Source organism: Haematomicrobium sanguinis DSM 21259 (assembly GCF_000688395.1).
Classification (GTDB): domain Bacteria; phylum Actinomycetota; class Actinomycetes; order Actinomycetales; family Micrococcaceae; genus Haematomicrobium; species Haematomicrobium sanguinis.
On record NZ_JIAG01000003.1, the window covers coordinates 26,383 to 46,866 of the forward strand.

The 20,484-nt window shown below is 60.9% G+C and carries 22 protein-coding genes and 1 tRNA gene; 18 read left to right on the forward strand and 5 right to left on the reverse strand.

The genetic code is table 11. The features are described 5' to 3' along the window. Window positions 1-72: 72 nt before the first annotated feature. The 11 genes from O148_RS17700 to O148_RS0103145 all read left to right on the forward strand — a co-directional run bounded on the left by O148_RS17700 (window position 73) and on the right by O148_RS0103145 (window position 10,087). The gene (locus tag O148_RS17700; protein WP_157374470.1) at window positions 73-213 is read left to right on the forward strand and encodes a hypothetical protein; all 141 of its coding nucleotides are present in this window, start codon (window positions 73-75) and stop codon (window positions 211-213) included. Window positions 214-258: 45 nt separating this feature from the next. Beyond that, window positions 259-1,071, forward strand: coding sequence for a DedA family protein (locus O148_RS14470; RefSeq protein ID WP_075204262.1), 813 nt, complete (start codon window positions 259-261; stop codon window positions 1,069-1,071). A gap of 5 nt (window positions 1,072-1,076) precedes the next feature. Continuing rightward, window positions 1,077-2,252, forward strand: a complete 1,176-nt coding sequence (locus tag O148_RS0103105) for an adenosine deaminase (protein ID WP_026529753.1) — start codon at window positions 1,077-1,079, stop codon at window positions 2,250-2,252. Further along, window positions 2,221-2,697, forward strand: coding sequence for a MazG nucleotide pyrophosphohydrolase domain-containing protein (locus O148_RS14475; RefSeq protein ID WP_240470777.1), 477 nt, complete (start codon window positions 2,221-2,223; stop codon window positions 2,695-2,697). Before O148_RS0103105 ends, O148_RS14475 begins: the two co-directional genes overlap by 32 nt. A 203-nt stretch (window positions 2,698-2,900) precedes the next feature. Then, the gene (gene eno, locus O148_RS0103115) at window positions 2,901-4,181 is read left to right on the forward strand and encodes a phosphopyruvate hydratase (RefSeq protein ID WP_026529754.1); all 1,281 of its coding nucleotides are present in this window, start codon (window positions 2,901-2,903) and stop codon (window positions 4,179-4,181) included. Between the two features lie 59 nt (window positions 4,182-4,240). Continuing rightward, entirely contained in the window at window positions 4,241-5,284 is a 1,044-nt protein-coding gene (locus O148_RS16915) for a septum formation initiator family protein (protein WP_051619762.1), read from the forward strand. A 58-nt stretch (window positions 5,285-5,342) separates the two neighbouring features. Then, window positions 5,343-5,936, forward strand: coding sequence for a DUF501 domain-containing protein (locus tag O148_RS14480; protein WP_051619763.1), 594 nt, complete (start codon window positions 5,343-5,345; stop codon window positions 5,934-5,936). Further along, window positions 5,933-6,895 (forward strand): Ppx/GppA phosphatase family protein, encoded by a 963-nt coding sequence (locus O148_RS14485; protein WP_051619764.1) that lies wholly within the window; start codon window positions 5,933-5,935, stop codon window positions 6,893-6,895. Before O148_RS14480 ends, O148_RS14485 begins: the two co-directional genes overlap by 4 nt. A gap of 21 nt (window positions 6,896-6,916) precedes the next feature. Next, the gene (locus O148_RS14490) at window positions 6,917-8,377 is read left to right on the forward strand and encodes a S8 family serine peptidase (protein WP_240470778.1); all 1,461 of its coding nucleotides are present in this window, start codon (window positions 6,917-6,919) and stop codon (window positions 8,375-8,377) included. A gap of 34 nt (window positions 8,378-8,411) precedes the next feature. Beyond that, window positions 8,412-9,935 (forward strand): NAD(P)/FAD-dependent oxidoreductase, encoded by a 1,524-nt coding sequence (locus tag O148_RS14495; RefSeq protein WP_075204263.1) that lies wholly within the window; start codon window positions 8,412-8,414, stop codon window positions 9,933-9,935. A 78-nt stretch (window positions 9,936-10,013) separates the two neighbouring features. Further along, window positions 10,014-10,087, forward strand: a tRNA-Leu gene (locus tag O148_RS0103145). A gap of 61 nt (window positions 10,088-10,148) precedes the next feature. Here O148_RS0103145 and O148_RS0103150 read toward each other — a convergent pair. Next, window positions 10,149-11,267 carry a site-specific integrase gene (locus tag O148_RS0103150; RefSeq protein ID WP_026529756.1) on the reverse strand — a complete coding sequence of 373 codons (1,119 nt, stop codon included), beginning with the start codon at window positions 11,265-11,267 and terminating at the stop codon, window positions 10,149-10,151. Then, window positions 11,254-11,847, reverse strand: coding sequence for a helix-turn-helix transcriptional regulator (locus tag O148_RS14500; protein WP_035744701.1), 594 nt, complete (start codon window positions 11,845-11,847; stop codon window positions 11,254-11,256). The genes O148_RS0103150 and O148_RS14500 overlap by 14 nt, the downstream gene beginning before the upstream one ends. Window positions 11,848-11,945: 98 nt before the next feature. Between O148_RS14500 and O148_RS0103160 the strand changes: the two genes are divergently transcribed. From O148_RS0103160 to O148_RS0103190, 7 genes are all read left to right on the forward strand, one after another. Continuing rightward, entirely contained in the window at window positions 11,946-12,146 is a 201-nt protein-coding gene (locus O148_RS0103160; RefSeq protein ID WP_026529757.1) for a helix-turn-helix transcriptional regulator, read from the forward strand. A 210-nt stretch (window positions 12,147-12,356) separates the two neighbouring features. After that, window positions 12,357-12,755, forward strand: a complete 399-nt coding sequence (locus O148_RS0103165) for a hypothetical protein (RefSeq protein ID WP_026529758.1) — start codon at window positions 12,357-12,359, stop codon at window positions 12,753-12,755. 276 nt (window positions 12,756-13,031) lie between these two features. Then, the gene (locus O148_RS14505; RefSeq protein WP_075204264.1) at window positions 13,032-14,561 is read left to right on the forward strand and encodes a DUF3631 domain-containing protein; all 1,530 of its coding nucleotides are present in this window, start codon (window positions 13,032-13,034) and stop codon (window positions 14,559-14,561) included. After that, window positions 14,558-14,809: a hypothetical protein gene (locus O148_RS0103175; RefSeq protein WP_026529759.1), complete on the forward strand. Its 252-nt coding sequence runs from the start codon at window positions 14,558-14,560 to the stop codon at window positions 14,807-14,809. Before O148_RS14505 ends, O148_RS0103175 begins: the two co-directional genes overlap by 4 nt. After that, window positions 14,799-15,050, forward strand: a complete 252-nt coding sequence (locus O148_RS0103180; RefSeq protein WP_026529760.1) for a hypothetical protein — start codon at window positions 14,799-14,801, stop codon at window positions 15,048-15,050. Before O148_RS0103175 ends, O148_RS0103180 begins: the two co-directional genes overlap by 11 nt. Window positions 15,051-15,177: 127 nt before the next feature. Beyond that, complete coding sequence (locus O148_RS0103185; protein WP_240470779.1) at window positions 15,178-15,834, forward strand: recombinase family protein; 657 nt, start codon at window positions 15,178-15,180, stop codon at window positions 15,832-15,834. Window positions 15,835-16,471: 637 nt separating this feature from the next. Beyond that, a complete protein-coding gene (locus O148_RS0103190; RefSeq protein ID WP_026529762.1) occupies window positions 16,472-17,296 on the forward strand; it encodes a Bax inhibitor-1/YccA family protein in 825 nt (274 codons plus the stop codon). On the opposite strand, the gene galK is transcribed toward O148_RS0103190, so the two are convergent. Genes galK through O148_RS14520 form a run of 3 tightly spaced genes read right to left on the reverse strand, consistent with a single transcriptional unit; the run spans window position 17,293 to window position 20,411 of the window. After that, window positions 17,293-18,468: a galactokinase gene (gene galK / locus O148_RS14510; RefSeq protein WP_051619765.1), complete on the reverse strand. Its 1,176-nt coding sequence runs from the start codon at window positions 18,466-18,468 to the stop codon at window positions 17,293-17,295. The genes O148_RS0103190 and galK overlap by 4 nt on opposite strands. After that, a complete protein-coding gene (galT, locus tag O148_RS14515; protein WP_035744707.1) occupies window positions 18,469-19,563 on the reverse strand; it encodes a galactose-1-phosphate uridylyltransferase in 1,095 nt (364 codons plus the stop codon). Continuing rightward, the gene (locus O148_RS14520) at window positions 19,560-20,411 is read right to left on the reverse strand and encodes a DeoR/GlpR family DNA-binding transcription regulator (RefSeq protein ID WP_051619766.1); all 852 of its coding nucleotides are present in this window, start codon (window positions 20,409-20,411) and stop codon (window positions 19,560-19,562) included. Before O148_RS14520 ends, galT begins: the two co-directional genes overlap by 4 nt. Between the last annotated feature and the right edge of the window lie 73 nt (window positions 20,412-20,484).

Consider the following 20,484-nt stretch of genomic DNA (forward strand, 5'->3'; position numbering starts at 1 on the left):
GGCGAGTATCGCCGTCGTGCTTCAGCCTTTGTAGGGTTGTTTCGACAAAGTAGGGCCGTATACGCCCCTGCAATGTCAAAACAACCCTACAAACTCGCCCCGCAACGAAGCCCAGACGCGCCGACCCTGGTCCCGCGGATGGAGACCCGCCCCGCCAATCTCCGGCAAAAGGATGAGGGCGCGGCCAGCATGCACATGGCTACCATGGAATAACCCCGTATTCGCGGGGGAAATCAACGCTGAAAGTACCCGCTCCGCATGCAATGGCTCAACGATTTCTTCGGCTCCATCTCCGGTGCCTTCTCCTGGCTCGGCGACACGATGGACACGCTGAACAACGTCGTGATCGAGTACTCGGGCGCGTGGTGGGTGCTGCTCGCGGTGTTCCTCTTCTGCGCGATCGACGGCTTCTTCCCGCCGGTCCCGAGCGAATCCGTGGTGGTCGGTCTCGGCGCGATCGCGGTCTCCAGCGGCAACCCGAATATTCTGCTGCTGATCCTGGCCGCGGCCGGCGGCGCGTGGGTCGGCGACAATACCGCCTACCTCATCGGCAGGGCAATCGGCACCGACAGGTTCAAGTGGATGCGCCGGGAACGAGTGCAAAAGTCCTTCACCTGGGCCGGCGAGGAGTTGCGTAAGCGCGCGGTCTCGCTCATTTTGGTGGCCCGGTTCATCCCGGGCGGCCGTGTGGCAGTGAACTTCACCGCGGGCGCCACGAGCTTCTCGCACCGAGCGTTCATGCTGCTCACCGTGCTTTCCGGCGTCTGCTGGGCCGGGTATTCGGTCGCGATCGGCGCGTTTGCCGGCGCCTGGATGCATGACAATCCGCTCCTCGGCGCGCTCATCGCCATCATCCTGGCGATCATTCTCGGCGTCGCTTTGGACCGCATCATCATGCGCATCCACAACCGCCGGGCCGCCCGCCATGACGCGTACCTCGCCTCCCGCGCACGTGCGGCGCAGAAGAACGACGGCGATGCCTCCAATAGCGTGCTGCGCACCGATGCGCGGGGTGACTCGGATGCGCTCGACGAAACACGTGCGGGGGCCAAGTCCGCTCACGTAGAGTAGGGATCGTGAACGAAGAAATTGAAGCCATTGACTCTGCCCTGAACGTCGATTTTGATATCCGTTCGCTGCCCAAGGTGTCGCTCCACGACCACCTCGACGGCGGGCTGCGCCCGGCGACGATCATCGAACTGGCGGCCGAGATCGGGCACGAGTTGCCCTCAACCGATCCGGTGGCCCTCGGCGAGTGGTTCCGCACGGCGGCAAGTTCGGGGACATTGGAGCTGTATCTGGAAACCTTCGATCACACCATTGCCGTGATGCAGAGCGCGGCGAATCTGTCTCGTGTGGCGCAAGAGTTTGTTGAAGATCTCGCCGCCGACGGCGTGGTCTATGGCGAGGTTCGGTGGGCGCCCGAGCAACACTTGGCTGGCGGTCTGACTCTGGATGAGGCGGTGGACGCGGTGCAGGCCGGGCTGGAGGCCGGAGTCGCCGCGGTTGAGGCCGCAGGCGGGGTCATCCAGGTGGGGCAGTTGATTACCGCGATGCGTCATGCCGATCGCAGCATGGAAATCGCGGAGCTGGCTGTGCGTCATCGCGGCCGCGGCGTGGTCGGTTTCGACATTGCTGGCGCCGAAGCCGGTTTTTCCCCTTCGCGTTTTGCTGAGGCGTTCACCTATCTGGCCGAGAATATGATGCCCTGCACCGTGCACGCGGGCGAAGCCGCCGGTTTGGACAGCATCCGTGACGCGATTGTTGACGGGCGAGCCTTGCGCCTGGGCCACGGTGTACGGATCATTGAAGACTTTGAGATCGAAACGGTTCCCGCCGATGAGGTGGATGCCGCGGACGGGGCTAGTGGCAGTGCCGATGAGCCGGTAGAAATGGTGACGTTGGGGCCGATAGCCTCCTGGGTCCGCGACCGCGGAATCGCGCTGGAAGTGGCACCGTCCTCCAACCTGCAAACCTTGGCCGCGACCGGCCCGGGAGAGGGAATCGAGAAGCACCCCATCGACATGCTCTACCGCACCGGGTTCAAAGTGACGGTCAACCCGGATAATCGGTTGATGTCGGATGTGAGCCTGACGAGCGAGTTCGAATTGCTGGTCGACGCCTTTGGGTTTGACCTGGATGACGTGCTGTACCTGACCTTGAACGCGGTCGAGGCGGCGTTCTTGCCGCTGGACGAGCGTGAAGCCCTGGCCGATTACATTGTCGAAGCGTTCAACGCCGCCCGGGCCTAGCGGGCCGAGCGGGCCTAGCGAGCCGAGCGAGCCCGATCAACTCAGCGGCCCAGACGCCGCGGCGATTCGGGACTTCACGCAAACAATCGCGCTTTTGCGCGAGCGGTGCCCCTGGATGGGCCGGCTGAGCGCCGAAACGCTGGTGCCGTACTTGCGCGAAGAAACAGAGGAACTGGCCGAGGCCATCGAAGAGGGCCACCCGGATTCAGAACTCATGGGCGAACTCGGTGACGTTTTATTGCAGGTCGTGCTGCACGCGCGCCTGGCCGAGGAACGCGGCGCCTTTACTTTCGCGGATGTCGTGAACACGATCGACGCGAAAATGAAGCGCCGCAACCCGCACGTCTTCCATGCCGATGGGACTGCGCGCCCCGCCGACGATCCGATCCCGAGCATCGCCGAGATCGAAGTGGCCTGGGACCGCATTAAGGCCCAAGAGCGCTAATCCCTCCGCCGAGTCGGCACGTTTTCCGCTATAAGGAGTGCCAATAGCGGAAAACGTGCCGACTCGGCGTGCGGGGACCGCGTGGAAGGCGTGCGGGGACCGCGAGAGGTGGCGCGCGGGCAGACGTACTAGGCTAGACGTGGACGGCGTTGTCCTGAGATTTCCACCGAAAAACACCACGCTCAAGCGAACAGGAGCTACCCATGGCCATTATCGACGCCTTGCACGCCCGCGAGATTCTCGACTCCCGCGGTAACCCGACGGTGGAGGTTGAAGTCCTCCTCGACGATGACTCCTTTGGCCGCGCCATGGTGCCCTCCGGCGCCTCCACCGGCGCTTTCGAAGCCAACGAACGCCGTGACGGCGACAAAAACCGGTACGGCGGCAAGGGCGTCCTCGACGCCGTGCAGGCCGTGATCGACCAGATCCAGCCCGCCATTATCGGCTTCGATGCCGCCGATCAGCGCAGCATCGACCTCGCCATGATCGAGTTGGACGGCACCGACAACAAGTCCAACTTGGGTGCAAACGCGATCCTCGGCGTCTCCCTCGCCGTGGCCCGCGCCGCCGCCGAATCCGCCGGCCTCCCGCTCTACAAGTACCTTGGCGGCCCCAACGCCCACGTGCTTCCAGTCCCGCTCATGAACATCCTGAACGGTGGTGCGCACGCGGATTCGGACGTGGACATCCAAGAATTCATGATCGCCCCGATCGGCGCATCCACCTACAGCGAGGGCCTGCGCTGGGGCGTCGAGGTGTACCACCAGCTCAAGTCGGTGCTCAAGGAGCAGGGCCTGTCCACCGGCCTCGGCGACGAGGGCGGCTTCGCCCCGAACCTGCCTTCCAACCGCGCGGCCCTGGACCTTATCCTGGACGCCATCACCCAGGCCGGCTACGTTCCCGGCGAGCAGATCGCTTTGGCTTTGGACGTCGCCTCCAGCGAGTTCTACCAGGACGGCACCTACCTGTTTGAAGGCGAAAAGAAGACCGCCGAGGAAATGTCCGCCTACTACGCCGACCTGGTGGCCAACTACCCGCTCGTGTCCATCGAGGACCCGCTGGATGAGAACGACTGGGACGGCTGGCGCCAACTCACCGAACTGCTCGGTGACAAGGTGCAACTGGTTGGCGACGATCTCTTCGTCACCAACCCGGACCGCCTGCAAGAAGGCATCGACCGCGCCGTCGGCAACTCGCTCTTGGTGAAGGTCAACCAAATCGGCACCCTCTCCGAGACCCTGGACGCCATCTCGATCGCCCAGCGCGCCGCGTACACGACCATCACCTCGCACCGTAGCGGCGAAACCGAGGACACCACCATCGCCGACATTTGCGTCGCCACCAACGCCGGACAAATCAAAACCGGCGCCCCGGCCCGCAGCGAACGCGTCGCCAAGTACAACCAGCTGTTGCGCATCGAGGAAGAGCTCGAGGACGCCGCCACCTACGCAGGAAAGAACGCCTTCCCGCGTTTCACTGCCTAAAAACCGCCGACGCTCCCGGTAACCTCAAGGAAGAATCTTCCCCACCCCAGGAGCACACGTTGAGTAGCCGTCGCCCGAACGTCCCGCGCGCCACCGAGAGCGGTAGCGCGCGCGGCCGGGCGGCGGCCTCTTCGTTTAAGCACGACGGCGATGCCTCCTCCCAGCACCACTCGCCTTCCGCGCCGGCCGGCACTTCCACGCCCCGCACGGCTAAGGTCACCCTCCTGGAGGACGCGTCAGCCTCGACGGCCAAACACACCCGGTCCGAGCAAAAAAAGTCTGGGCTGAGCAAAGTCGTGACCGGTGTGAAGAGCGCCGCCGGTACTAACGCGAAAAAGGATAATCGCGCGGCCAAGAGTGCACAGTCCCCGGAAAAGTCTGCCCAGAGCGCGGCCCGTGCCGGCGCGATACGCGACAAGATTGCCGCCAACGCCGGGCCAAAAGCGGCTACCGGTTCCCGCCAGATGACCTCCGGCGAAGCGAAGAGCTCCAGCCCTACCCGATCATCCGCGGAAACCTCCTCCGCTAGGACCCAGCGCACTTCTGCGACGCGGACTAAACCCAAGGGGCGCTCCCCGAGAGCCACCGACTCGCGCGAGTCCCGCGCCGAGCAGCGCTCGACTTACTCCCGGGGCATCCGCAAGGCGGCTCCCGCACGGCCATCCACGGCACCCGCGAGTGCCCGCAACCGGAGCACCGCAAAGAGGACAGAAACGGCGCCGGTCCCGGCCCGCACCTTTTCTGGCCGCATGATCGCGGTGGTTCTGGTGCTCATCACCGCCGTCGTTTTTGTGGCACCGGCCTTCCGGGTGTACATGGAGCAACAAGGCGAAATTGCGGCCGTCAACCAGTCCATTGCGGAGCAGCAGCGCCGTCAAGATGAACTCAACGCCGAAATTAAACGCTGGCAAGACCAGGACTTTGTGGTGCAACAGGCACGTGACAGCTTGAACATGGTGAACCCTGGGGAGCGGCAATACATTGTCAAAGGAACCGAAGGCATCACCGACGGCGCTCCACCGCCAGCCTTCGACGGCCCCACGGATTTGCCCTGGGCGGATGCATTCTGGGAATCTGTAAAGCGGGCCGCGACCGCCCCTTAGCTCTACTTTCCCCACCCCACGTGCTCAACTTTGCGTGTCGCGGCCTGTGAAAGGCACTATGGATCCGCGCATTCCCACCCAGCAAGACCTCGATACCGTGAGTCTGCAGCTGGGCCGACCCGTTCGCGACGTCGTGGAAATTGGGGCGCGTTGCATCTGCGGGAACCCCTTTGTCGCCACCACCGCTCCCAGGCTTTCCAGCGGAATCCCCTTTCCCACCACCTTTTACCTGACCCATCCGGTCATCACCCAAGCCGTCTCGCGGCTTGAGGCCGGAGGAGTCATGACCGAAATGAACCAACAACTCGCCGAGGACGAAGCCTTGCGCGAGCGGTACCGGAGCGCGCACGAATCCTATCTGGCTGCTCGCGAAGAGATACGGGCGCGCCGAAATCTGGGCGAGGTCCCCGAAATCGCCGGTGTCAGCGCCGGCGGCATGCCCGAGCGCGTCAAATGTTTGCATGTGGCCGTCGGGCACGCCCTGGCGGTGGGTCCCGGCGTGAATCCCATCGGCGATAAGGCCTTGGAAATGATTCGCCCATGGTTCACGCTGGATAAGTGCTACTGCGAAGGCGCCTGGGACCCAGATGCGCCGGTTCCCACCAAAGACCTCAGCAGGCACGTGAAGACCCAGGAACGGAGGGGTTCATGAGGGTTGCCGCCATCGATTGTGGAACAAACTCGATCCGCCTGCTCATTGCCGAGCTCACCGAAGAGGGGCTCACCGATATTGTGCGCCTCATGAAGGTTGTGCGTCTGGGCGAAGGAGTGGATGAAACCGGGGAACTGTCCGCCGCCGCCCTGGAACGCACATTTGCCGCGACCCGCGAATACGCCGAACTGATTGCCGAGCACGGCGCCGAACGCGTTCGTTTCGTCGCGACCTCGGCCACGCGCGATGCCCGTAATCGCGCCCACTTCGCCAACGGCATCCAGAAAATACTCGGCGTTGAGCCCGAGGTTATCAGCGGCCAAGAAGAGGCTGCGCTCTCCTTCACCGGGGCTCTCAGCGCACTGCGCCCCGGGGCTGCCGAGCCGGTCCTGGTGGTCGACCTTGGCGGCGGAAGCACCGAATTTGTTCTCGGGGGTGCCGCCAAGGGTGTGGAGCAGTCGCAAAGCCTGGATATGGGATGCGTGCGCTTTACCGAAAGATTCCTGTTTTCCGACCCGCCCACCGATCAAGAAATTGAGAAGGCGAGAGGCGCCATCGACCTCCTGCTCTCCGATGTCGATGTCGACCTGGATTCGGTGCGCACCATTGTCGGTGTCGCCGGAACCATCACCACGGTCGCAGCTCACAGCCTGAACTTAGAGGCGTACCTGCCCGAAGCGATCAACGGTGCCGAACTCCCCATTGACACGGTGCAGGAGTCGTGCAAGCAGCTGTTGCACTCCTCGCGTGCGGCACGGGCGGCCCTCCCGTTCATGCACCCCGGACGCGTGGATGTCATTGGCGCCGGGGCGCTCATTTGGTGCCAGATTCTGCAGGCCGTCGTGAACGCGACCGACGGCAACGTCACCACGGTCACCACGAGCGAGCACGATATTCTTGATGGAATTGCGCTCAGCATCGCCGGCACTGACGCGACGGCAACCGAAACCACACGCTAAACCCAACCCCCCGAGGAAAAAGTGACCCAACTTCACTCCGATACTTCTCGCGCCCGTTTATGGGCGAGATGCGCGGCCGTGGTGATGGGCGTCGTCGTACTTTCCGTGAATCTGTGGGCGCCGGTAGGTGCCTATGCCGACGACGTGCGCGACCGCGAGTACTGGCTCGACGCCTCGAATATTCGCAAGGCTTGGGAAATTTCCCAAGGCGAGGGCGTCAAGGTCGCGGTCATCGACACCGGCATTAATGGCGACGTCGACGTCCTCAAGGGCGCCGTGGTGGGCGGTACCGACGTGTCTGGCGCGGGCGCACCGAATGGGCAGGAACCGCTTGGGCCCGGGGAAGAACAAAAGCAGCACGGCACCATGGTGGCCTCGCTGCTGGCCGGGCGCGGCGTCGACAAGAATCCGCCAACCGACGCGTCCGCGACACCGGACCCCAACCAGGTCGGTGCCGGGCCCGATGGCGTGATCGGAGTGGCGCCAAAGGCCGAATTGCTGAGCATTTCGCTGTGGGTGGGCCCGAACAATCCCGGTGGGCTGAGCATTGAGGAGCAGATCCCGGTCGCCGTGAAGTACGCGGTGGATCAGGGTGCCAAGGTCATCAATATGTCGCTGGGGTCGAACTCGACCACGTGGCCGCAAAGCTGGGACGAGGCATTCAAATACGCCGAAGACAATGACGTGGTGATTGTCGCTGCCGCCGGAAACCGTGATTCGGGCATTACCCAGGTAGGGGCACCCGCGACGATTCCCGGCGTGCTCGCGGTGGGCGGCCTGGATAAGAACGGTAAGGCGAGCGAGGGATCCAGCTCGCAAGGTATCTCCATCTCGATCACCGCGCCCGCCGAAGAGTTGGTGGGCGTTGCCCCGAACGGGATCACCGTGAATTGGCAGGGGACCTCCGGGGCGGCACCGCTCGTGTCCGGGGCCGCGGCGCTCATCCGCAGCAAGTACCCGGACATGTCCGCGGCGCAAGTCATTCAGCAGCTCATTTGCGGCGCCAAAGACGGGGTAGGGTGCCAATCCGGCAAACCGGACCCGATATACGGGTACGGGAAGCTGGATGTGTATCAGGCGTTGACCATGGATGCGCCGAAGGTGGACGCGAACCCGATCGGGTCCATGAGCGAGTGGATCCGGTTGCACCGCCGCAACGATACGCCGCCGCCCACCGATGGCAACGCGACGCCCAACCCGGGCGAGTCCAGCGCGGAGATACCGCAGGCGCAGGTGCCGACGGCCATTGAGCCGGAGTCGGTCAGCGGAGTGGTACCTGGGGCAGTTGTGATTGGATTCGGGGCGCTGGTTTTCCTGGTGTTGGTGGGCGGCACTTGGCACATTGTCGCGACGCGGAAAAAGCTCGCCGCCGCCGGCGCCGATTCAGGCGCCCCCGACGGCGCGGGACATGGCGCGCATGTTGCCGGGGAGCGCGGGGAAACGCCCGAAAATCCGGGCGATTCGTCACAAACCCCCACTTAGTGAAAGTTTTCACAAATAGGACTAGACTGGTGTTATGAGCTCAGCACCAGAACTTCTTGACCGTCCTCGCATCCTGGTAGTTGGCGGCGGTTACGTCGGCCTCTACGTTGCCATGAAGTTGCAGAAGAAGGTTCGCGCGCGCGGTGGCATCGTCACCGTGGTGGACCCGCTGCCTTACATGACCTATCAGCCGTTCCTCCCCGAAGTGTCCGCCGGCAGCATTGAGCCGCGGCACGCCATCGTCTCGCACCGCATGCACTTGAAGCACTCGGAACTGGTGTCCGGACGCGTGACCTCTATCGACAACGCCAAAAAGGTTGCGACCGTGGCACCGGTGGGTGGCGGCGAATCTTTCGAGATCCCCTACGATGACGTTGTCCTGGCAGCCGGTGCCATCACCCGCACCTTCCCGATTCCAGGCCTAAATGAAGCCGGGATCGGCTTGAAGACCATCGAAGAAGCCGTCGCGATTAGGGACAAGGTCTTGGAGCGCATCGAGACCGCCTCACTCATGCCCCAGGGCGAAGAGCGCACGCAGGCCCTCACCTTTGTGGTGGTGGGCGGCGGCTTTGCCGGTATCGAAGCCATTTCCGAGATGGAAGACATGATTCGCCGTGCGGTGAAGCTTAACGAGCGCGTGGATCAGTCCGAGATTCGCATTGTGCTGGTCGAGGCCATGGGTCGGATCATGCCCGAGGTCACCCAGTCTCAGGCCGAGTGGGTCGTGGAGCACTTGCGTTCCCGCGGGGTCGAGGTGTTGCTGAACACCTCGCTCGCCAACGCCGAGGACCGCAACATCGAACTCATTTCCATGCCGGATAAGGCGCCCGCCGGTTCCTTCAAGGCGGACACGCTGCTGTGGACTGCGGGTGTCCAGGCCAACCCGGTTAACCGCGCCACCGATTTCCCGGTAGACGAGCGTGGCCGCGTCAAGGTGAACGCCTCGCTGGAGATCGCCGACGGCGACACCGTGATCGAGCACGCGTGGGCTGCTGGCGACGTTGCTGCCGTTCCGGATCTTTCCGGCGGCGGACTTCCCGATGGCACCTGCGTCCCCAACGCGCAGCACGCCGTGCGCCAGGCGAAGCGCTTGGCAAAGAACCTGTACGCCAAGAGCTACGGCGTGGGTTCGATGAAGCAGTACAAGCACAAGAGCCTGGGTGCGGTTGCCGGGTTTGGGCTCTACAAGGGCGTAGCGAACATCATGGGTCTGCCGCTCAAGGGCTTCCTGGCGTGGCTCGCGCACCGCGGTTACCACGGCCTCGCGATGCCGACCTTCGAGCGCAAGTTCCGCGTCATCGCGATCTGGTTCTGGAACCTGGTGCTCGGCCGCGACACGACCCCGCTCTATGATCTGCAAACCCCGTCCCGCGCGTTCTACGTCGCTGCGACGCCGAAGCGACCGGCGGTGTCGCTGCCGTTCGTGGCGGAGAGCTCGATGTTGGATGCGGCCGCGAACCGTGCGGCAAATGAGCGGGTGGATCAGGCCGCTGAGGCGACGCCCGGTCAAGACACCAAGACGGCCGACGCCGCCAAGGAGCCGCAGGCCGCGAAGTAACACGGGCCAAGCGTTTGGTGGGTACTGTCACGGGTCGTGACGGTGCCCACCGACGTTTTCCGGTACCCTTATTCAGTTGCCCCAGTAGCCCAATCGGCAGAGGCAGTCGACTTAAAATCGACACAGTATGGGTTCGAGTCCCATCTGGGGCACCGTCTCCTTTGGTCCTACACCCCTGTATTTGTAGGGAAGTACTGGGCTGATGGGAATCCCTTAGGTCGCTTTTGACCACATTTTGACCACAACCTCTTGGGAATGTGCATGATCAAGGGCGTCTGCTACGAGATCCACATCATTATCGAAGAGGTCTGCGTATCGGTCCAGCGTCATAGCGGCAGAGGCGTGGCCGAGCATCTTTTGCACGGCTTTGACGTTTGCTTGGGAACGTACAGCGAGGCTTGCAGCGGTGGCTCTTAGGTCGTGTGGTGTAATCCGGGGAATCTTTGCGTCCTGTACGGCAGAGTCAAACCATGAGTATCTTGTGCCCTTGACTACGGGATGCCGCAGGAAGCCACCACGCTCGTTAGGAAAGATGAGGTCGCCGCGCGATCTGCCCTCGCAGAGGCGCGAGATTCGTGGGATAAGGAACTTGGGCACTCCTACCGAGCGGATCTCATGAGTCTTAGGTGTTCCGATTTCAAGTGCTGAGTTGACCTTAGTCACTGTCCTGTTGACGTTTATGCGCAGCCGCAAAGGATCGAAGTCTTGCACCCTTAGCGCGACGGCTTCTCCCCAGCGCAGACCGCAGTACGCAAGTACAAAAATCAGCTCGGGGTACTTGGAGCATTCAGCGAGGCGCGTCACCTGTTCGTGAGTGAGGTAGGTGTGCGTGGGTTTAGGCTTGCGCTTGGTCTTGATGCCCTCTGCTGGATTCGCGCTCAAGAGGCGGTCTTTCACTGCATCCGCAAGTATTCCTGAGAGTATTCCAAGGCAGCGCCTCTGCATGGTAGCGCTGAGTTCTTTGCCTGATGATGATGTGAGCCCAGCTATCCAAGATTGAATTTCTGAGTGGCGTACGTCGCCGATGCGCGTGACGTCCCAGCGAGGTTTCACGTGGTTGCGCCAAGCGGACTCTAAGGGCACTTTGGCGGATGCCTTGAGCTGGGTCTGTCTCGCTAGCCATGCGTCCCCAAGCGCGCCGACAGTGGTCTTGGAGAGTGCTGGTGCAATGTAGTCGCCCCGTGCCTTACTTACCTCTATGTTTGCTAGAAAGAGTTCAGCATCTCTCTTGGTTGTAAAGCCCCGCTTAGTGGTCTGCCGGCGGTTCGGCGTGCGGTAACGCACTCTGTACCGCTTACCGTTAGCAGTAGGGTATGACTCAATCGACGCCATCTTTATGACTGTCTCTTAGTTGGTTTCCAAGTTCGGCCGTGTAGTCAGGCATGAATCGTTCGCCGTCGTAGAGCTCGAGTAGGGATGTTTGTTGCTTGCCGTATCCCTTTGTGTCTATGGGTCCCGTAAGCCTTAAGCGGTGGCGCAACGTGCTGATAGAAGTCTTTGCAAGCGAAGTGTCAATTACTGACTGGTCCACGGATGAGGGATCTTCATCGATGAACTGAGCAATATGATTCTGAATGTCAAAGAACTTGTTATGAGCACTCCATAGTGCGCTCTGTGCCTCAAGGAGTTCATTCATGAGGTAGGAGAGTCTGTCGTTTACGGGAGGCGCCAAGAGGGCGTCTAACTCGGGAAGATTCAATGCCTTCGAGATCGCGAGTGCTTCTCTGAGGCTTACGCCGCGTGTACCTTGCTCAATCTTTTGAATCGTTTGCTGTCTAAATGAAAACCCAATATCACTGAGCCGTTGGGCGAGTTGCTCTTGAGTGAGATGTGCCCGCTCTCGATATCCCTTGAGGTTGGAGCGAAAGTAGGCGTCAATGTCTGGGAGTTCGTTACTGGGAGAGTCGGGCATAGTGTGATGCTACATGAATTCAGTGTGTAGCCCCCGCTAACACTACAGTAGTGTTATTGTGAATAAGTCACACTAATTCAGAACATCAAGGAGCTCTCGTGGACAAATTGCTAACCCCGAGCACACTCGCAGAATATGCGGGGTACTCAGTAGCTGGTCTTGCTCAAATGCGGTACATGGGCACGGGCCCGAAGTTCATCAAGATGGGCCGACAAGTTCGCTATCGACTATCTGACGTTGAGGCATGGCTTGATCAACAAACCCGACAGTCTACTGCGGACGGCCCGGACGCGGCATGAGCACGGCAATGCCGCTTGAGGGCGACCTTGTGTTCATGAAGCGCTGCAAGTATTGCGGGCACGCGCTACTCTCCGCAGAGTCACGCAACAGTGAGGCGGGACCAAAGTGCCGTGCCAAAGCAAAGAGATCAAAGAGAAACGGCCCCAACCATTCCACCAAGAATCACGCTGGGACCGCAAAAACCAACAGCCAGAAAGGACGCTAGTTCAATGAACAAGCTTACCCCTGATGCACACGAATACGCATCGGAATTCAACTTCACAGAGGATGAGGATGCGGCGCTCGCAAGCGTGGCATACGCGGGCGAGCGCCGCAGACTTGAAGCCACGATCTTGCACGCAAAGACCTTTGAGGCACCTACAGGATTCACGTTCGACGCAATGGCGGCCGCTCAAGATCCGCGAGTGTTCATCTGGGAAGGTCCGCAACACTACATCTCGAACGGTGAGCACAAAACAGGAGTACATACCTGCTGGGACCCAGATCAAGGGGTGCGCTTACTTCTCGATCACCGTTTCCAGGGCGACTTTCCCACGGTATCGCTGATTGAAGCCTTGGAATTGCAAAAGCAACTCACCGCAGTGCTTGAAGCTATGAAGGCACTCTGATGAGGAGCGCGACCCAACATGCCCCACTCTCGCCCACCGAACGGCTACGCGAGTTGATCGAGGATGTGCGAAACGGCTTGGCCACAGCTGATGACCTATTGGCCGAGGTGAACCGCTTGGAGTGTGACAATCGAGTTCCGCACATGCCAGCGCAGTCCTGCGAGCGCATCAGCTACAAGGGAGTACGTTCTACCGTGGCGCCGACATCATCCAGTTATTGAGTTCAGTAGAGAAGCACCACGGCGGAGAAAGCGAACTAAGAGGCAAGTTGAAAGCATGAGCAACGAGAATCACCACCAGGCAAACGCAACCGACCCCGCGCAAGCGCTCAACGATGTCGAGGATTTCATTAGGCGGTTTGTAGCGTTTCCCAGCGATCACGCGCTTGTTGCCGCGGCGCTTTGGGCTGCACATTGCCACGTGCTCGATGCCTTTGATACAACTCCGCGGCTTGCTTTCTTGTCCCCTGAACCGGGTTCTGGAAAGACGAGGGCGATTGAGATACTTAATTTGCTAGTTCCGTGGCCGATTCTTGCGGCTAATGCTTCGTTTGCCGCGCTGTCCCGTGCGGTGGCGCAGACAAACTCACGCCCCACGATCCTGTTCGATGAAATAGATACCGTATTCGGTAGGAACGCTAAGCCGAATGAGGATTTGCGCGCCCTGATCAATGCTGGCTACCGCAAATCTGGAACATCCCTTAGGTGTGTGGGTCCGAATTTCGAGCCAACACAGTTTCCCGCTTATTCGGCTTTGGCGGTGGCCGGCTTGGGTTATCTACCCGAGACGATTGCGGATCGTGCCATCGTGGTGAAGATGCGCAGGCGGGGACCGAACGAATCCATTGACTCTTTTAGAGTGCGTGACCACACTCCATTGGGGCATGCTTTGCGCGATGCTTTGTCCGAAGCTTTTCCCCCACATGAACGAGCTCTTTCCGAGCGTCGCCCTGAGCTGCCAGATGGTGTGAGTGATCGGTCTGCGGACATTTGGGAGCCGTTGCTGGCGATAGCTGAAGTCGCTGGCAGCGATTGGCCCCGGCGTGCACGCGACGCGTGCGTGCATTTTGTGCGCGCCGCGAAGCCGCGTGTGAGCTTAGGCATGCAGTTACTTTCTGACATTCGCACGGTGTTCAGTGCGGCTAATCGCATGTCCTCAAGTGACTTGGTACAGAAGTTGTGCAACATGGAAGATGCCCCTTGGGCAGACCTAAAAGGCAAAGGGCTCGACCAGCGTGGGCTGGCGTCCATGCTCAAGCCGTACGAAGTCAAGCCGGGCACGATTCGCGAAAGGGAAGACGTCTACAGGGGGTACCTCAGGGCAGACTTTCACGATGCTTGGCAACGATACCTGCCACATACCTCTGAAAACCCGTTACATCCGTTACAACCGTTACAACCCAGTAATGACGCGGGTTTTTCTGTAACGGATAAAAACCCTGTAACGGCCACACCCGTTACAAGCGACACCAAAGAAGCCCGGAAACAAGCCGATGTAACGGATGTAGCGGATGTAACGGCAAATAAAGGTGCGGGTGGTGAAGAGCAGTCCAATGCCACACTATTCAGCACCCGTGATCCCATGCTGGACGTGCCAATGCCCGATGATCCAATGCCCGATGATCCCATCCTGGGCTTGCCAATGCCCGATGATCCATCGCGTGCTCAGTGGTGGTCGATCTACCGTGGCGCATCTAGAAGTGGGCGTAGCCGTGCCAAGCTTTCGGGACCAGGCAAGCCCCTCACTCAAACACAGTGGCGTTGGTGTCACCACTACCAAAAGGAACAGCTAGGCGAGGCGGCATGATGCAAGAGACGTTCACATTCGGCGGGAAAACCTATGAGGAAGCGGACTTACTTGAGGTTGGCATGCGAGTGTCTCCGTGGGCGATCCGTGTGGGGTACATGAAAGAAATACCGATCAGGCTCAACGGTGAACTGCGGTATCTGCCGTTGTTGACGCGCAAGGGCGTTGAGTACGCGTCACGGAAGATAAGAGAAGAGATTACTAATGGAACGTTTGGGAATTACGTGGAGGCAGAGGATGAACGCTAGGAACATGGGCATTAAGACGGCGGCGGACGCGCTTGCCGTGATCGGCCGGCTACGGGGCGAGCCGTTGGAGGATCGTCACGCGACCCTGAGGACGTTTGAACTCATGCTGAAACGTGTCAGGCCCGATCCGACTAATAAGGATGATGAATTGCTACGAGAGCGACTCGCGATCTTTCTTGAGGGCGCACGGTTTGGCGGTTGGTCCACCCGTGCGCGTGAGGATGGCGGCGCGGGGGAGTAGGTCACTTTCAATGCAACTCGGACAGTTTGCGGACGGAATGAGTTGGTTGACGTCTGATTGATTCTATTTTCATCATCATCGACTACCCCACTTGATATAAAGGGTTCACTTTATATATACTAGGCGTATGGAAAGAATGGCTGCCCCCACCAAAGTGATCGGCTACGTTCGCGTCTCAACCAACAAGCAAGAAGTTGGCCCGGAGGTGCAGATAGCCGCACTCGAGGCTGAAGCGAAGCGCAACGGTTGGGAGCTCACCATTGCACGCGAAGACGCAGCGAGCGCTAAAAGCCTTAAGAATCGCCCGGTACTAGCCCAAGCGCTCAAAGACCTAAAAGGCGGTAGTGCCGATGCGCTCGCAGTCGCCAAGCTCGACCGACTCTCTCGCTCTGTCGCTGACTTTGCGGGCATTCTGGAAATGGCCGGGCGCCAACGATGGGCACTCATTTGTTTAGACCTCAACATTGATACCTCCACAATCACGGGCGCTGCTATGGCGCAGGTAACAGTGACGTTCGCAGAGATGGAGCGCAAGAAGATCAGCGAGCGCACGCGTGACGCTATGGCCAAGATCAAGCGCGACACCGGTAAACACATGGGGCGCAGAAGCGTTCTGCCTACCGAAACTATTGACCTCATCGACCGATTGCATGCAGAGGGCAAGAGCATGAACGGCATCGCCACGTACCTCACGGCGGAAGGAGTGCCAACGGCTACCGGAGGAAAGTGGTACGCAGCAACAATCAAACAAGTGCTGACTCGGGCGGAAACACAAGTAGCCTAATCCGGTGTGGGTGCACGCGTTGTGTACAACCTCGGAGGGTGTCTTGCGTCCAGTGTTGTGTTGATTGTATTGGCTCGCGGCGTAATAGTTGCTTTGGGTAAGTAACTATTTGTAGGTGTTCTCATCGATGCAGTACGAACGCTTGCAGGGGACGCTCGTGGCCGCGAGGTTGGCGAGGATCGCCTGCGAAGTTGACCACCTATATTGCCCCAACTGGGCGGTGCATCCTCCTATGTTGTGTTGATTGTACGCGGACGGACCGGGGGAACGTGACGTCGGTGGCCACAATTTGACCACACTTTGACCACATTCCGATTGAACTGGGATGAATTACCGTGATGTAGTTCGGCTTGTTTGCAGGATTGTAGCGGTTCGTAGAAGGCGTGAGAGGGTTTCGAGTCCCATCTGGGGCACTCCCTCATCTGTGCAACATTTTCAGCGGCAACGAGCCGGATTCCGGAGCGCTCCCTTCACATCTTTCATGAGGTACGACGGCGTTGGTCGCCTAGGCCAGTTTGGGTCACCTGGTACGCGGGTCGCCAAGAGAATACCGAGCGCGTGTGGAACAAGCGTGGAGACACGTTCGTTGTGATTGGTAGGCTTAAATAACAGACTTAGAAACCTTTGGGAGGGTTCCATGGCATTCGGCGGAAATCCGGTGTTCGGAAGTAAAAATACCAAGGCCCAATTCTCGGGCAATCCTGCCGGTGCGGCGACGCTGGGCGCCACCGACGCAATGAGCGCGCAACAGCTCCAGGACATCTACAACAGCCCCTCGGCAACCCCAGCCGAGACTAACCGGATGACCTATGACGACGTCATCATGAAGACCCTGCTCTCCATTGGCGTTGTTATTCTCGGTGCCTTGGTGCCGCTGTTCGTCGTGCCGCAGTACGCGGGCCCGCTCATGTGGATCGGCGTCCTCGGCGGGCTCGCCCTCGGACTGGTGAATTCTTTCAAGCGCGAGCCGGTCCCGGCGCTGATCCTGGCGTACTCCTTCCTGGAGGGCCTGTTCTTGGGTGCGATCACCCTCGTGTTGGATACCCGCTTCCCGGGTGTGGGCATTCAGGCCGTTGTCGGCACGCTCTGCGTGTTCGTGGTGGCGCTTTTGCTCTTCCGCAGCGGCAAGGTTCGTGCCACTCCAAAGGCCATGAAGTTCTTCATGATCGCCGTCGCCGGTTACGCGCTCTTCTCTCTCGTGAACCTCTTCATGATGCTCTTTGGCGTTACCAACTCCATGTTCGGTATGCGCTCGGGCTGGATTGGCGTGGTTATCGGGCTTATTGCTATTGGCTTGGCGGCCTTCAGCCTCATCGTGGACTTCACCATGATTGAAGCCGGCGTCAGGAACGGCGCCCCCGCCCGCTACTCGTGGACCGGCGCCTTTGGTCTCACCGTGACCTTGGTGTGGCTGTACGTGGAGATCCTGCGCCTACTCGCGATACTCCAAAGCAACGACTAGTCGACCTTGCGGGCGCCCGATGCGGGCGTGACGCTAAAGAGACCCGGTTCGCCATAACCCGCAGCTTGGAAGGCTGCGAGGATGGCGGACCGGGTCTCTTCTTCTTTTACCGAGTCAATCAACGCTATTGCCGAGCCGCCGAAGCCGCCGCCGGTCATGCGCGCACCGATGGCGCCGTGTGCTTGCGCGGTTTCCACGGCCAGGTCGAGTTCCGGCGCGGAAATCTCGAAGTCGTCCCGCATGGATTCGTGGCTCGCGTCCAAGAGCGGGCCAATGGCGCGCGGGCCGTCCGCCTCAAGGGTCGCCACGGTGTCCAGCACCCGTTGGTTCTCAGTGACAACGTGCTTGACCCGCCGGTACGTCACCTCATCCAAAATCTCTTCAGCCCGGTCCAGATCGGGGATACCGAGGTCTCGCAGCGACTCAACCCCCATGAGTCGAGCGCCCAGTTCGCAACTCGCGCGGCGCTCGGCATAGCCGCCGTCGGCGTGTGAGTGCGAGACGCGGGTATCAATCACCAGCAAGGTCAGGCCGTTCTGTGCCAATTCCAAGGGGACGAGTTCGTTCTCCAGGGAACGGCAATCCAAGAAAAGCGCCGCATTCTCGGCACCAAGGAGAGATGCGGCCTGATCCATAATGCCGGTCGGCGCACCGACCACCTCGTTCTCGGCGCGCTGAGCGAGTTTCGCGATGTCCAGCAAGTCTTGATTGGTGCGCTCGGCGAAGGCTCCGGTCAGATCCGCGATCGCAAGAGCGACGGCGCACTCGAGCGCCGCCGATGAGGAGAGTCCGGAACCGACTGGGACGGTGGACTCGATCATGACATCCACGCCGGGAACATCGATGCCCGCCTCGCGCATGGCCCACAAGACACCCATGGGGTATCTCGCCCACTGTTGCTCCTTCCCAGCCAAACCCCCGGGATGAAAGCGAGTAACGTCGTCGACCATCACTTCTTGAATATCCCGGCCGCCAAAGGCGGACGCAAAGCGGGCCGCCCCATCTTCGCGGCGGCGCACCGCTACCTGGGTGGCCGCGTCGATGGCGAAGGGGAGCACAAAACCGAGGTTGTAGTCGGTGTGCTCGCCGATGAGGTTAACCCGGCCCGGGCCGGACCACACGCCCTCGGGTTCGGTGCGGTACCAGGCGCGGAAGGATTCGGCGGTGTTCATTTAAGCTCCTAATGGTTTTTCGTCCAGGCGCAGCATCGCGGCGATGCGCTCGGGCAGCATGTCATTGATGAAGGCGCTCATGGCGGCCTCGGATCCGGCAAGGTACTTGAGTTTGTCGGCGGCGCGGCGCGGGGAAGTGACCTGCAGGTGGAAGGTCGAGGACTCTCGGTACCGCTCATCGAGCGGGGCCTGCATCCACGCGGCGATGTACGGGGTGGGGGAGTCGTAGAGCTGGTCGAAGCGGGCGAGGAGATCGCGGGTCATGAGTGCCAGCTCGGCGCGCTCGGCGTCGCTCAGGTCGGTGAAATCGCGGACGTGGCGGTGCGGCACGAGGTGTGCTTCCAGCGGCCAATGCGCGGCAAAGGGGACGTAGCTCGTGAAGTGTTCGCCGGTTTGAATGATGCGGGAGCCGTCCTCGCGCTCCTTCTTGAGGGTGTTGGCCAGGAGGGTTTCGGTGCCGCCGTTGTTCTGGAAAAATCGGAGCGATTCTTCGGCGAGGCGCTGGGCCCGAGCCGGAATATAGGAGTAGGCATAGATTTGGCCGTGCGGGTGTTGGAGGGTCACCCCAATATCCTTGCCGCGGTTTTCGAAGGGGAAGACCTGGCGGATGCCTTCCATCCCGGAGAGTTCGCGGGTGCGTTCGGTCCACGCATCAACGACGAGCTTGGCTTGATCATCGCTGAGCTCGCCGAATGAGCCCTCATGCTTCGGGGTGTAGGTGATGACCTCGCAACGCCCGTAAGCCGGGTAAATCTTGCCCCATTCGCCGCGCTCGGGAAGGACGCCAAGGTCCGGGCCAAGCGAGGGAAAACGGTTTTCAAAGACCGCAACCTCATACCGGTCAGGGATTTCGGAGTGCCGCTCCTCGGTGCTGGGGCAGAGTGGGCACTGGTCGGCCGGAGGCATGTAGGTTCGGGTCTGGCGATGCGCGGCAACGGCAACCCAGTCCCCGCCTTCCACGTCAAAGCGTGCCTGGCCCACCGGGGGCCGCGGGTCGAGCGGGCGGTGATCGTGGCGGCGCTCTGGTGGTGTCGTTTCGTCGAAGTAGATGATCTCGCGGCCGTCGGCCAGGTGGTCACGGGTGATGACGGTCATGGGGTGCCTTTGGTGGGTGTGCTGGGTACATTTGCGGGGGTCTTTGCGTACACGATGGTGTCGGGGCCGAGCTGACGTGCGGTGGCTTCGCTTTCCGGGGTGGAGGTGTCGGTGATGACGGTGGCGATCTCGTCCAGGTCCGCGATCTTGGCGAGCGCCCGGACAACGAATTTGTGCGAATCCGCGAGGACGATCACACGCTCGGCATGGGCGGCAAACATTTTGTTGGTCGCGGCCTCTTGCAGGTTGGGTGTGCTCAATCCCGCATCCGGATGGATGCCGTGCACGCCCATGAAACACAGGTCCAGGCTCAGGTTTGCGAGCGATTGTTCGGCGACCGGGCCCACGAGTGCTTCGGACGGGGTGAGTTCGCCCCCGGTCAGGATGAGAGTCACGGTGCTTTCGCCGGTGCCGCCTGCGGGATGGCGAGCCGGGTCGGTTGCCCCCAAGGCATAGAGGCGGGCGGCAAAGGGAAAGGAATTCGTCACCACGGTGAGTGGACCGCGCGCGGCGAGTCCCTCGGCTAGCTGGTAGGTGGTACTTCCGGCAGTGACGCCGATGGTCATTCCGGGGCGGACGAAGGTGAGCGCGTGAGCTGCGATCGCTTGCTTGGCTGCGAGGTGGGTTTCCACGTTGGCCTTGAAGCCCGGTTCAAAGGTGAGCCCGGTTTCCGGACTGACCGCGCCGCCATGGACCTTGCGGACGCGGCCGGTTTCGCTGAGCACATCGATGTCGCGGCGAATGGTCATCTCGGACACGCCAAGCTCCTGTGCAAGATCATTGACCTTGGCGACGCCGCGGGCGGCCACGGATTTGGCGATAAGGCGCTGGCGTTCGGCGGCGAGCATAATACCTTTCGGACAAGAAATGACGTTTTCAAACATTATCAAACAATCGGGGTGCTTGGTAGCGTTTTGGCGG

Bases quoted from the DNA above. Each gene is read 5' to 3' on its own strand.
- O148_RS14485 (WP_051619764.1), top strand. From the start codon at position 5,933: ATGAGGGTTGCCGCCATCGATTGTGGAACAAACTCGATCCGCCTGCTC.
- O148_RS14505 (WP_075204264.1), top strand. From the start codon at position 13,032: ATGAGCAACGAGAATCACCACCAGGCAAACGCAACCGACCCCGCGCAA.
- O148_RS0103150 (WP_026529756.1), bottom strand. From the start codon at position 11,267: ATGGCGTCGATTGAGTCATACCCTACTGCTAACGGTAAGCGGTACAGA.
- O148_RS17700 (WP_157374470.1), top strand. From the start codon at position 73: ATGTCAAAACAACCCTACAAACTCGCCCCGCAACGAAGCCCAGACGCG.
- galT (WP_035744707.1), bottom strand. From the start codon at position 19,563: ATGACCGTCATCACCCGTGACCACCTGGCCGACGGCCGCGAGATCATC.
- O148_RS0103180 (WP_026529760.1), top strand. From the start codon at position 14,799: ATGAACGCTAGGAACATGGGCATTAAGACGGCGGCGGACGCGCTTGCC.
- O148_RS14500 (WP_035744701.1), bottom strand. From the start codon at position 11,847: ATGCCCGACTCTCCCAGTAACGAACTCCCAGACATTGACGCCTACTTT.
- O148_RS0103185 (WP_240470779.1), top strand. From the start codon at position 15,178: ATGGAAAGAATGGCTGCCCCCACCAAAGTGATCGGCTACGTTCGCGTC.
- O148_RS14470 (WP_075204262.1), top strand. From the start codon at position 259: ATGCAATGGCTCAACGATTTCTTCGGCTCCATCTCCGGTGCCTTCTCC.
- eno (WP_026529754.1), top strand. From the start codon at position 2,901: ATGGCCATTATCGACGCCTTGCACGCCCGCGAGATTCTCGACTCCCGC.
- O148_RS0103165 (WP_026529758.1), top strand. From the start codon at position 12,357: ATGAACAAGCTTACCCCTGATGCACACGAATACGCATCGGAATTCAAC.
- O148_RS0103175 (WP_026529759.1), top strand. From the start codon at position 14,558: ATGATGCAAGAGACGTTCACATTCGGCGGGAAAACCTATGAGGAAGCG.
- O148_RS14495 (WP_075204263.1), top strand. From the start codon at position 8,412: ATGAGCTCAGCACCAGAACTTCTTGACCGTCCTCGCATCCTGGTAGTT.
- O148_RS14480 (WP_051619763.1), top strand. From the start codon at position 5,343: ATGGATCCGCGCATTCCCACCCAGCAAGACCTCGATACCGTGAGTCTG.
- galK (WP_051619765.1), bottom strand. From the start codon at position 18,468: ATGAACACCGCCGAATCCTTCCGCGCCTGGTACCGCACCGAACCCGAG.
- O148_RS0103190 (WP_026529762.1), top strand. From the start codon at position 16,472: ATGGCATTCGGCGGAAATCCGGTGTTCGGAAGTAAAAATACCAAGGCC.
- O148_RS14520 (WP_051619766.1), bottom strand. From the start codon at position 20,411: ATGCTCGCCGCCGAACGCCAGCGCCTTATCGCCAAATCCGTGGCCGCC.